Genomic DNA, 11796 nt, shown 5'->3' with positions numbered 1-11796 from the left:
CTCGACCGGCACACCGCCGATCACCCAGAAGAATCCTCCGCCGCCCCAGCCGCATGATCAACCCCCGAAGGATTTACGACGCAGACCACTAAGGGCGGGCCGCGGCGATGAGTTCGCGCAGGGCGCCGTAGTAGACCTCGTGATCGGTCATGCCGGGCAGGAGTGCGTCCATGTGCCCGGTCAGGACCGGGAACCGCTCCGGGTCGAGCGCGGCCAGGGCGGTGCGTGTGGTGACGGCGGTGGCCTCGGGGTCCCGGTGGTCCACGAAGGTCGCGCTGCCGAGCGTGAGCAGATACATCCGCCGGTAGGTGCGGAAGGCGTTTTCGGGGGTCATCCCGGCGGCGATGCTGTCGGCGAGCGCGGGCTCGACCAGCCGGGCGAGCAGCTGCGGCCCGAGCCAGGGGCGGGAGCCGCGCAGCGCGACCAGGCCGGGGTGGGCGGTCAGCAGCGTGTAGAGCGCGGTGAAGCGGGCCTCGGTGGCCTCGGCCCACGGTGTGCCCGCGGGGATGTCCGGCAGCTCGGCGGCGAGGTGGTCGGTGCACAGGTCGAGCAGCCCGCCGAGGTCCGTGCAGCGGCGGTGGATGGTCGCGTGCGAGACGTCCAGCCGGTCGGCGAGCGAGCGGAAGCTCAGGGCCGCGGGGCCCTCCTCGTCGATGATCGCCAGGGCGGTGCGGGCGATGCGACCGGGGGTGGCCCGGCTCAGGGAGGGGGATCGTCTCGGCATGTGTGACACTGTAACGTACACTGTATCGGAATGTCGGCCCGGTGGCCGCCACACCCTCAGGAGGAGCTTTCCAGTGCACCGCCTCACCTACGGCGACGTCCAGCGGGCGGCCGAGCGGACCGCCGGGCACGTCCGGCCCGTCACCCTCGCCCCGGCCGGCCCTGGACCGTACGAGCTGTGGCTCGCCCTGGAGTTCATGCAGCACACCGGGTCCTTCAAGGCGCGCGGCGCGCACAACTTCCTCGCCGCCCACCGCGAGGCCGGCACGCTGCCCGCCGCGGGCGTCACCATCGCCTCCGGCGGCAACGCCGGGCTGGCCTGCGCCTGGGCCGCCCGGCGGCAGGGCCTGCCGGCGACGGTCTTCCTCCCCGGCACCGCACCGCACGTCAAGGTCGCGAAGCTCCGGGGCTACGGCGCGGACGTCCGGCTCGTCGGCACCGAATACGGCGAAGCCCTGGCGGCCTGCGAGGAGTTCGCGGCCGCCACGGGAGCCCTCGCGAGCCACGCCTACGACCATCCGCTGATCGCCGCCGGCGCGGGAACCCTGCTGGAGGAGATCCACGAGCGGCTGCCCGGCCTCGACACCGTCGTCGTCGCGGTGGGCGGCGGCGGGCTGTTCGCCGGGGTCGCCACGGCCGCCCGGCACCACGGGGTGCGCACCGTCGCCGTCGAGCCCGAGAACTGCCGCGCCCTGCACGCCGCGCTGGAGGCCGGGCGGGTCACCGAGGTGCCGGTCGACTCCGTCGCCGCGGACGCCCTCGGCGCCCGGCGTGTCTCCGCGACGGCACTCGCCGCCGCCGAGGGTGACGACGTCACCTCCGTCCTGGTGCCGGATGCCGCGATCACCGATGCCCGCCGGGCCCTGTGGGACGACCGGCGTGTCGTGGTCGAGCACGCGGCGGCGACGGCGCTCGCGGCGGTCTCGGGACCCGCGCCCGCCTATGCGCCGGCCGAGGGGGAGAAGGTCGCGGTGGTGCTCTGCGGTGCGAACACCGATCCCGGTGACCTGGTGGACCGCCGCTGAGCGGGCCCGGTGAAGTCCGCGGGGAACCGCGCGACCAGCCGCGACGAACCCGCGGCCGACGTACCGGACTCCAAGCGGAGCGCTTGGTCTTCCCCGCCGGTCAGAGCCCCTGCGCCCGTGCGTGGACCGCGCGTGCCGCGGCGCCGAGCGCGGGGCCGAACATGGCCGTGCTGTGCTCCAGCGCGTCACCGTGGCTGTTGACCGACACCAGTGTGCCCAGGCCCGACTTCGCGTCGAAGTCCGCCAGCCACGGGCCGCCGCTCGCCCCGCCCGTCATGTCGCACGGCACCCGCAGCTCGTCGTCCGGGGCGGCCGTGGCCGGGCCCGCGCAGTAGAGCAGCCGCTCACCGAGCTGCGGGCGCGTCGCGGGGTAGCCGAACGCGGTCACCTGCCCGCCCGGCCCGCGGCCGAAGGCCACCCGCTGGCCACCCACCGCGTCCGTCAGCCGCTTGCCCTCGACCGGGTCGACGGTGAGCGCCGCGACGTCCGTGCGCGCCTCCCGCGCCCACGAGTCGGGGGTCACCACGGCCCGCACGGGGAAGACCCCGTAGGGCGCCTGCGCGCTCTTCGAGTAGCCGGGCACGAAGACCAGGTCCATATGGGTGTTGGCGGGGGAGGCGCCGCGCCGCACGCAGTGACCGGCGGCCATCACGACCGAGCGGTTGCCGCTCTCGACCGCCGTGGCGGTGCACCAGGTGTCGTCACCATTGGCGTTGACGAAGAAGAGGCGGCCGACCGTCTTCACCGGCGCGCCCTTCCACTCCTTGGTCAGCGGCCCGGTCCGCCCGAGGTCCACGCTCGCGCTGACCTTCCGCATCCGGTCGGCCGTCCAGTAGGCCAGCGCCTCCTGGCGCTCCTCCGCCGTGTACGTCACCTCGGCCGTGGCCGGCGCGGCCGCCGTCGCCGGGGACGGCGCCGCGCCAAGGGCCACGGCGGAGGCGAGGGCCACGGCGGACAGCCGCCCGAGCCGTATCGAAGCGCGCATGAATCTCCTCTTAAAGCGGGACGGTTGAAGCGGAACGATCAATTCTGTCGCACGGGGAGACGGTCCGTCAGCCGACGGGGTTCCCGGCCGTACGGGGCACGCGCCTGCCTGCCAACCGGCCGGGACAGGCTCTCGCCAACGGCCCTCGCCGGTGCCATCATCGTGTCGTGGCACTGAGCTATCAGTCGATCACTCTGCGGGTCCTGCGGGACGAGGGCCCCGACTGGACCCTCCGGGACGGCGCGACCTGGTGCATGGTCACCCCACCGCGCCACATCCGCCGCACGCAGGGGTGGAAGCTGCACGTGTCGGCGACCCCCGCGTCCGCCCGCGACCTCCTGGCACGCGCGGTCCCCGTCCTGGTGGCGCACGAGTGCGCCTTCAAATTCGCCGTCTCGCCCCGGGTCGCCGCCGAACTCACCTCAGTCCGCGCCTCCCGGGCGCAATCGGGCAAGTTCCTCACCGCCTACCCCGATGACGACGACCGGCTGCGCGCGCTCGCCGAGGAACTCCACCGCGTCACCCTCGGCCTCGCCGGGCCCACGATCCTGTCGGACCGCCGGTACCGGCCGGGCAGCCTCGTCCACTACCGCTTCGGCTGCTTCGCCCGGCCCCACGAGCTCAACGACGAGGGGTTCTACGAAGGGCTGCTGCTGGCCCCCGACGGCACCTTCGTCACCGACGTGCGCAACCCCTGGTTCTCGCCGCCCCCGTGGGCCGCGCCGCCCTTCGACGCGCCCCCGCCCACCGCGCCGGACCGCCCGCGGGGCGCCCCCGTCCTGCTCGCCGGCCGCTACCTCGTCAGCGAAGCGGTCCGGCACTCCAACCGCGGCGGCGTCTACCGTGCCCACGACCGGCGGACCGGCGACGACGTCCTGCTCAAGGAGGCCCGCCCGCACATCGGCGGCGGCCCCGGCGAAGAGGACGCGCGGGACTGGCTGCGGCACGAGGCGACCGTCCTGGCCCGGCTCGCACCGCACCACGTCACCCCGGCCGTGCGCGAGGTCTTCGAGGCCGCCGGGCACGTCTTCCTCGTCGAGGACCTGATCGACGGCAGGAGCCTCCAGCGCTGGGCCGCCGAGCACGCGTGGCGCGACAGCGGCCGCCTGCCGGTGCCCGTCGCCTGGGAGCTCGCACGCGAACTCACCCGCGTGACGGGCGAGGTGCACACGGCCGGCTTCGTTCTCCGCGACCTCAAACCCGGCAACGTCGTCATCAGGTCCGACGGCACCCCCGTCCTCGTCGACCTGGAATGCGCGGTCCAGGCCGACGGCACCTCCCACATCGCGGGCACCCCCGGCTTCACCGCCCCCGAGTACCTCGACGGGCCGGGCCGCGACAGCGCCGACCCGCCGCCCGCCCCCGGCCCTGAGGCCGACTGCTTCAGCCTGGGCGCCACCCTGCTGCACGCCACCACCGGCATCAGCCCGGTCCTCGCCCCCGATTCACCGCCGGGCCGCACCGCCGGTGACCGCCTCGCGGCCCTCGTCGACGCCGCGGCACCCGCCTTCCCCGCGCTCCGCGCGCTCGCCCCCCTCGTCCTCGGACTCACCGCGGACGGCCCCTCCCGCTGGCCCCTGGAGAAGGCCGCCGCCTTCCTGCACGCCGACCCCGTCGTACGGCCGGCGACCGCAGGACCCGTACTGCCGGACCCTCAGGTCGAGCGGCTCATCGAAGACGGACTGGCCCACTTGGAGGCCACCGCGGAACCCTCGGGCGAGTACCTCTGGCCAGGACCCCGCGCCCTGCCGCGCGCCGACCCCTGCAACGTCCAACTGGGCGCCGCGGGCGTGCTGGCCGTGCTCGACCGGGCCGTCCGCAGCGGCCGGACCTCCGCCGGACCGCTGCTGCGCGGCACGGCCCGGTGGCTCGACGAACGGCTCACCCTGCCCAGCCGCATCCTGCCCGGCCTCTACTTCGGCCGCTCCGGCGCCGTATGGGCCCTCCACGACGCCGCGCGCACCCTGGACGACCCGGCGCTCGCCGAGCGCGCACGGGAGTACGCCCTGCGGATCCCCCTCGACTGGAGCGACCCGGACATCTGCCACGGCCTCGCGGGCGCGGGCCTGGCCCAGCTGCACCTGTGGCACGCCACCGGCGACCAGCGGTTCGCGGAACGGACGTCGGAGTGCGCCGACGGGCTGCTCCGCCTGACCTCGCGCGCGGACGGCGGGGTGGACTGGGCCGCGGGCCCGGAGCACCGCGACGACCTCGCCGGTGCCACGTTCTACGGCTTCGGGCACGGCATCGCCGGGATCGCCGCCTTCCTGCTCGCCGCCGGGCGGGACCTGGACCGCCCCGAACTCGTCGACATCGCCGTCGGCGCCGGCCACGCCCTGTGTGCCGTCGCCGAACGGCACGGCGACGCGGCGCACTGGCCCAAGGGCCCGGGCCGCACCGAGCGCACCGGTCTGGACTTCTGGTGCAACGGAACCTCCGGCGTGGGGACCTTCCTGGTCCGGCTCTGGCGGGCGACCGGTGACGCGGTCTTCCGTGCACACGCCGAGCGGGCCGCGGCCGCCGTCCACCGCGACCGCTGGCGGATCGGCCCCGGCACCTGCCACGGTGTCGCGGGCAACGCCGAGTTGCTGCTCGACCTCGCCGAGGCGACGGGGGAGGAGCGCTACCGCACCTGGGCGGCCCAGGCCGCGGTCTGCCTCCACCTGCGGGCCGTCGAACGCGACGGCCGCCTGGTCCTCCCGGACGACAGCCTGCGTGAGGTCTGCGCGAGCTACAGCGTCGGCATGTCCGGCCCGCTCGACTTCCTCCTCCGCCTCAAGCACGGCGGCCCCCGTTCCTGGCTGGTCGACAGCGGCCGGTGACGGGGCAGGCCCGCCGCGATCGCCCGGACCCCCGACAGGAGGTGAGAGCCATGGAGAACGACGTACTCCAGCTGCAGGAACTGCCGGAGACGGACGAGCAGGAGCTGGAGCCGGTGATGTGCTGCGACACCGACCACACCAGCGGCAACTGCACTGATCCGCCGCGCTGTCGCCCGTTCTGACGGAACCACAGACTCCGGGTGGCTGCCCTGGTTGCCACCCGGTGGCCACCCGGATACGGCGGAGGAGGTTCTTTGGGCGAAGCGCCATGGGCGCCGGTGCTGCACGGGGTGACGGCGGACGCGGCCCTCGGCCTCGTCACCGCCCTCGCCGGAAAGCCGCGCCCCGTACCCCGCAGGGTCCGCCCCGACCTCGCCGCCGGCGGACCCGGACTCGCCCTGGCGTACGGCCAGTTGGACCGGTGCCTGCCCGGGCAGGGGTGGGGTGCCATGGCCGACGGCTACCTCAGGGCCGCGGCCGCGGGGGCCCGGCACCCGGGGCCCGCCTCGCCGGGGCTCTTCGGCGGGCTCGGCGGCCTCGCCTTCACGGCCTGGTCGCTCGCGCCCGGCACGCACCCGCTCCCCGAGGTCCACGACGAAGTCCTGAGGTCGGCCGCCGCGCGGAGCCTCGGCGCCGCGCCGCACGGCGTGCCCGTCCGCGCCTTCGACACCGTCTCCGGGGTGACCGGCACCGGGGCGTACCTCTTGTGCCGGCACCACGAACCGGCCTCCCGTACCGCGCTGCGCACCGTGCTCGCCGGGCTGGTCACGCTGAGCGGCGAACGGGACGGCACCCCGCACTGGCACACCCCCGCCGAGCACATCGACGACCCTTCGAGGCGCTCCCTCTTCCCGTCGGGTGTGCTCAACTGCGGGATGGCCCACGGCATTTCCGGTCCGCTCGCCCTGCTGGCGTCGGCCGGCACCGCCGGCGTCACCGTGCCCGGACAGCGGGCGGCCGTCCGGCGGATGACCGCCTGGCTGACCGCCCGTCGGGTCGAGGACGGCCACGGCCCGGACTGGCCGAGCCGGGTGGCACCGGACGGACGCCCCGCCACCGCGGGCCGGGCACCGGCGACCTGGTGCTACGGCACTCCCGGCATCGCCCGCGCGCTGTGGCTGGCGGGAGCCGCGCTCGACGACGGGTCACTGAACGACCTCGCCGTACGGACCCTGAGGGCCGCGCACCGCCGTCTCGCCGCACGGCCGGACGCCGAGGGCGCGGTGGGGCTGTGCCACGGGGCGGCCGGGTTGCTGCACATCACCGCGCGTTTCGTACGGGACACGGGGGACGCGGAGCTGAGCCGCGCGGCGGTCCGGGTGGCCGAGCGGCTGCTCGCCTGCCGGGCGGCGGTGGCGGCCGCCGGCCCGGGGTTCCTGGACGGCGCCGCGGGGGTGGTGCTCGCGCTGCTCGCGGCCGCGACGGACGTCGCGCCGCTGTGGGACCGGGCCTTGCTGCTGTCGTAGGACCGGTCCCGCTCCGACGGATAAGGAGCGGGACCGGGAGCCTCCCGGTCAGCGCAGGAGAACCGGCAGGTCCTGGAGCCAGTTCATGGTCATGCTCGGCCGCCTGCGGATCTCCGGCCCCGGCACGGCGAGCCGCAGCCGCGGGAAGCGGTCCAGCAGCTTGTCGAGGAGGATCTCCATCTCCGCGTACGCGAGGAGCGCGCCCACGCAGCGGTGCGCGCCGTGCCCCATGGCCAGGTGCTGATGATCGGTGCGGGTGATGTCGAAACGGTGCGGATCGGGGAAGCGGCGCGGGTCGCGGTTGGCCGCCGAGACGGCGATCAGTAGGAACTCCCCGGCGGGGACGGACACGCCCTCGCCCAGGTCCATGCGCTCGGCGGTGTAGCGCGGGCCGACCGCGCGGAACGGCCCGTCGTGCCGCAGGCACTCCTCGACCGCGCCGGTCAGCAGCGACCGGTCCTCGCGCAGCGCCGCGAGCTGCTCGGGGTGGCTCAGCAGCGCGAACATCCCGTTGGCGATCGCGTTGGCCGTCTCGATGCCCGCGATCAGCAGCAGGAACGCGGTCGAGGCGAGCTCGGTGCGGCTCAGCGGCCGCCGCTTCTCCGGCCTGGAGCCCAGGGTGGACAGCAGCCCCCGGGCGGGGTGCACACGCCTGCGCTGGTCGAGCCGCGCGCTGAAGTCGGCGAGGATCAGGGAGCTCTGCCGTACGTTCTCGGTGCCGCGCCGGCACATGAGGGTGTCGAACCAGGCCGGGAAGCCGGGCTGTTCGTCCTCGCGCAGGCCGAGGAGCTCGGAGACCACGGCCACGGTGAAGGGGTAGGCGACCCGGGCGCGGAAGTCGACGGGCCCCGAGCCCTCCGTCGCGGCGAGCGCGCCGAGCGTCTCGTCCGCGAAGAGGTCGATGCGCGGGCGCAGGGCCTCGATCCGGCCCCGGCTGAGCGCCTGCTGGGTGCCCTGGCGCAGCCGCTGGTGCTCCGGCGGATCGGTGTTGATCATATTGGCCCGGATCCGGGTGCTCATCTCGCGCCGCCGTTCCGGCCGGACGAGGTGCTGCTCCCGCAGGTCGGGGCGCCTCCAGTTGTCCCTGCGGACCGCGGGGGAGGTGAGGAGCCGACGGGCGTCCTCGTAGCGGGGGATGAGCCACAGGCGGGTGCCGCTCACCCCGGTCACCAGCGTGGCGGGGGCCCGGGCGCGCAGGGTGTCGAAGACGGGGTGCGCGTCCTGGAAGAAGGCCGGGGTGAAGATCCCGGGCGGGGCGGCGGTCCGGTCGGTGGTCACAGCGAGCCTCCTCGGACAGGGGGTGGACAGGGGCCGCTGGCAGGCTCTCGGTGCCGGGGAGCGTGGCTCTTTCCTTGCGCTGGACGACCCAGGGTGGGAGGGGAGTTGAGGGGCGGCGGGATGGCGCGACGCCCGGGAGCCTACCCAGGGTCGCCAGGTGATTACACATGGCGACGGAGGTGGTGAGGATGCGGCGAGGATCGTACATCCGTGCACCCGCCGGAACATCGATTCACGCCCACCGGGCCGGCGGGCCCGCTAGGGTCGGTGCGGTGCGCAGACGTCTGGCAGCAGTCGCGTTCCTCGCCGCTCTCGTGCTCACCGCGTGCGGCTCCGGCGGGGATGCGCCGCACCCGCCCGCCCCGTCGGACAGCCGTACGGCCCGCAGTGACGGAGCCCAACTGCTCTACCGGGGGCAGGGGCGGGCCAGCGCCCAGAACCCCGCGTTCTCGCCCGACGGCAGGTCCGTCCTCTTCACCCTCTTCCACGACGGTTACAACGAAGGCGCCGCCGCACTCCGGGTGCTCCCGATCGAGGGCGGTGCCCCGGCCCGGCCCGGGACGCTGCTCGACGAGAGCGACCGGGCCGCCGTCAACCTCCCCGGTTCCAGCTGGCACCCCTCCGCCGGGGTCGCGTTCACCTCCGACCGGGCGGGACGGGACGAGGTCTGGGTACTGCCCCCGGGCGGCCACCGGCCCATCCGCGTGACCGAACACCGCGGTGACACCGGCTATTTGGAGCCCAGCTTCTCACCCGACGGCGCCTGGATCGTCTTCCAGGAAATCGTGGAGAAGGAGGCGCAGAAGGAGGGCGCAGGGAAGGAGGGCGACGACGACCCGTCCGTGCTCGGCTCCCTCTGGAAGGTCCGGCGTGACGGCAGCCACCCCACCCGGCTCCTGGACGGCCCCGCCACGCACACGGACAACCGCCAGCCCAACTGGTCGCCGAAGGGCGACCGACTGGTCTTCCAGCGCCGCGCCGCGGACAGCGACGACTGGGCGCTCTACGTGATGAACGCCGACGGCACCGGGCTCCGCCGGCTCACCGACGGCCCCGGCGAACACACCGACCCCAGCTGGTCACCCGACGGCCGGTCCGTGGTCTTCTCCTCGACCGCGGGCGGGCTCGACACGCCGCAGATCTTCGTGATCCCCGCGGACGGCGGCCGGCCCACCCGGGTGACCAGGAACGGCGACGGCTACGACGGCGCGCCGAGCTGGTCGCCGGACGGGCGCTGGATCGCCTTCGAGGCCCGCGAGGGGGACGAGGACCGGCCCACGTCGCTGTGGCGGATCCCCGCCCCTGGGCGGACGGAACAGTGAGGGTCAGCCGGTGGTGAGCGTCAGCAGCGAATACTGACTCACCGTCAGTGTCACGTTCGCCGTGGTTCCGACGAGCCGCCAGTCGACCGGCTGCGGCGCGGGGGAGGGGCCGTCGGGCGAGCTCACCGTGGCCGCCAGCACCCGCTGCCCCGCGGGGAGCGTGAGCGAGACCGTGCAGGTGGTCGGCGCTGTCCTGAACGCCGCCGGGCTGTCGCCGAAGCCGGTGAAGTTCACCAGCTGCACGATCGTGTCGGCACCGAGCCGACGGGCCTCCAGGTGGATGCGGCGGTCACCGGAGAGCGTCACCTGCGGCGGCGCCGCGGCGGTGACCGGGCCGAGGAGCTGATCGGCGCTCGCCTGGTCCGTCGAGGCCAGATAGCTCTTGCCGACGAGCTTCTGCACGTACCAGCAGGTGCCCGAGCCGAAACGGTTCTGCCGGGTGGTGGGCAGCGGATCCCCCTTGCGGAAGCCGAGCACGTCGGCGAGGGCGTATTCGCTCCGGGCCGTGCCCAGCTCGTCGAGGGCCGTGGGTGCGGGACCGGTGATGACCACGGTGCCGCCGCCCGCCACGAAGTCCCGCAGCACACCCGCCTCCGCGTCCGAGACGGCCTGGAGGTTCGGCAGCATCAGCACGCGCAGGCCCGCCAGATCGGCCGCTGTCAGGCCCGGGCTGGGCACCGTGTCGAAGGGGATGTGCGCGAACACCAGCGCTTTCACCGTGCCGCGGAACTCACCCAGCCACTGCTGATCGGTGCAGCTCTCCTCCGCGCTGCCGGAGGCCCACCACTCCTTGACCCCGGCCGGCTTGCGGGTGTTCACATACATCCCCGTGCCGGCGGCGGGGCTGACGAAGTCCCGCGAGGCGGACGAGTGGTAGACGCCGACGACGGCCACGGAGGCGGAGTTGTAGAGCTTCTCCTGGTTGGCGGCCACGAAGGCGTACATCCGGGTGCGCATCGCCTTGTCGGTGGTGTCGTTCTTGAACGGGCTCTTCACCTCGTACGGATTGCAGCCCGCGGCCAGCAGTTCGGCCATCACCAGCGACGCGTCGTCCGCCTGCCAGCCGTAGGAGAACGCCCAGGCCGGCTTGGTGCCGCTGGCGGCGCGGGCGTATTTGTACATCGAGATCAGACACGTCCAGTCGGCGGCGGTCGCGTGGCGCATCCCGTCGTAGTTGCCGAGGATGTCCACCTCCCACACATGGCTGACGCCCTCAGCCTTCCGCAGGTAGGCCCCGTCGAGGCCGACCATCGTGCCGTACTGGTAGTCCATGCTCACCGTCTCGACGAACGTCACCAGATCCGGGTTGACGGACCGCCCGGCGGCGGCGATGTCGAGCTGCCACTGGAGCAGGTTGCGGTGCCGCCACTCGACATAGCGACGGAACGGCAGACTGCCGAAGTCGGGCTTGGTGGGCAGCGCGAGACCGGTGTCGGCGCGGAAGGCGTCCGCCGCCCAGGTCGAGGCGTCGCACCAGCTCATCGCACCGTCGAAGTAGATCGGGACGTCCGGCCACACCGCGTCCAGACCCGTCCCCGCGAGCGCCTTGACGCGGCTCAGGTAGAAGTCCCGCCAGGGGGAGTTGGGGCTCACCCAGCAGCTCTCGTCGCCCGGGTCGACCCAGACCACCAGGCTGCCGTAGAAGACATTGGGCTTGCCGTCGAGGCCGCGCTGCACCCAGGACTTGCCGTCGCCGTCCTTGTAGAACGACGGCCCGTTCTCCCCGCCGATGCTGATGACCTCCAGCGAGGGGTAGTACATGACCACCCGGATCCCGGAGGCGTGCGCCAGCTCCACAAAGCTCTTGATCTTCCCGAGGTGCTGGGTGAAGTCCGCCTCGGTGATCCAGTTCGACATGATGGTGTCGAGCTCGATGGCGTTGACGTTCTGCGCCTTCAGCGCCGCGATCACGGGCTTCATGTCGAGGGTGGGGTCGGCGTCCTCGTCGAAGGTGCCGTCCGCCAGCCGCGCGAAGCGGCTCCACTCCGGGAAGGCCCCGGCAGCCCCCTGCCGGGCCGCGGACGCCGCCCAGGCGGGATTCTCGTACACGCCCAACGGGCCGGGGAGCCGGGGTGTCAGCTGTGCCGCCAGCGCCGTGGCACCGGCTCCCAGGCCCGCCCGTAACACACCTCTGCGGCTGAATCTTCGCATTCCGCTCATGTGACTTCCCCTCGT

Annotated in this window: 9 protein-coding genes; 5 read left to right on the top strand and 4 right to left on the bottom strand. The window is 74.0% G+C overall.

What is annotated here, in order from left to right; translation table 11 throughout:
- Positions 1 to 88: 88 nt before the first annotated feature.
- A complete protein-coding gene (locus AB0435_RS29835; protein ID WP_366428381.1) occupies positions 89 to 724 on the bottom strand; it encodes a TetR/AcrR family transcriptional regulator C-terminal domain-containing protein in 636 nt (211 codons plus the stop codon).
- A 73-nt stretch (positions 725 to 797) separates the two neighbouring features.
- Here AB0435_RS29835 and AB0435_RS29830 point away from each other — a divergent pair, with 73 nt between their 5' ends.
- Positions 798 to 1748 carry a threonine/serine dehydratase gene (locus tag AB0435_RS29830; RefSeq protein ID WP_366003691.1) on the top strand — a complete coding sequence of 317 codons (951 nt, stop codon included), beginning with the start codon at positions 798 to 800 and terminating at the stop codon, positions 1746 to 1748.
- Between the two features lie 100 nt (positions 1749 to 1848).
- Here AB0435_RS29830 and AB0435_RS29825 read toward each other — a convergent pair whose 3' ends face one another.
- On the bottom strand, positions 1849 to 2733 hold the full coding sequence (locus AB0435_RS29825) for a peptidase (RefSeq protein WP_366003690.1): 885 nt from the start codon (positions 2731 to 2733) through the stop codon (positions 1849 to 1851).
- Positions 2734 to 2900: 167 nt separating this feature from the next.
- Here AB0435_RS29825 and lanL point away from each other — a divergent pair, with 167 nt between their 5' ends.
- The 3 genes from lanL to AB0435_RS29810 all read left to right on the top strand — a co-directional run bounded on the left by lanL (position 2901) and on the right by AB0435_RS29810 (position 7021).
- Entirely contained in the window at positions 2901 to 5555 is a 2655-nt protein-coding gene (gene lanL, locus AB0435_RS29820) for a class IV lanthionine synthetase LanL (RefSeq protein ID WP_366003689.1), read from the top strand.
- Between the two features lie 50 nt (positions 5556 to 5605).
- Positions 5606 to 5737 carry a hypothetical protein gene (locus AB0435_RS29815; RefSeq protein ID WP_366428380.1) on the top strand — a complete coding sequence of 44 codons (132 nt, stop codon included), beginning with the start codon at positions 5606 to 5608 and terminating at the stop codon, positions 5735 to 5737.
- 72 nt (positions 5738 to 5809) lie between these two features.
- A complete protein-coding gene (locus tag AB0435_RS29810; RefSeq protein ID WP_366428379.1) occupies positions 5810 to 7021 on the top strand; it encodes a lanthionine synthetase C family protein in 1212 nt (403 codons plus the stop codon).
- A 48-nt stretch (positions 7022 to 7069) separates the two neighbouring features.
- Here AB0435_RS29810 and AB0435_RS29805 read toward each other — a convergent pair whose 3' ends face one another.
- On the bottom strand, positions 7070 to 8299 hold the full coding sequence (locus AB0435_RS29805) for a cytochrome P450 (protein ID WP_366003686.1): 1230 nt from the start codon (positions 8297 to 8299) through the stop codon (positions 7070 to 7072).
- 272 nt (positions 8300 to 8571) lie between these two features.
- On the opposite strand from AB0435_RS29805, the gene AB0435_RS29800 reads away from it, so the two are divergent.
- Positions 8572 to 9621 (top strand): hypothetical protein, encoded by a 1050-nt coding sequence (locus tag AB0435_RS29800; RefSeq protein WP_366003685.1) that lies wholly within the window; start codon positions 8572 to 8574, stop codon positions 9619 to 9621.
- 3 nt (positions 9622 to 9624) lie between these two features.
- On the opposite strand, the gene AB0435_RS29795 is transcribed toward AB0435_RS29800, so the two are convergent.
- On the bottom strand, positions 9625 to 11781 hold the full coding sequence (locus tag AB0435_RS29795) for a hypothetical protein (protein ID WP_366428378.1): 2157 nt from the start codon (positions 11779 to 11781) through the stop codon (positions 9625 to 9627).
- Between the last annotated feature and the right edge of the window lie 15 nt (positions 11782 to 11796).

Source organism: Streptomyces sp. NPDC051173 (genome assembly GCF_040689515.1).
Taxonomy (GTDB): Bacteria; Actinomycetota; Actinomycetes; order Streptomycetales; family Streptomycetaceae; genus Streptomyces.
This window is presented reverse-complemented; position numbering and strand designations above follow the sequence as displayed.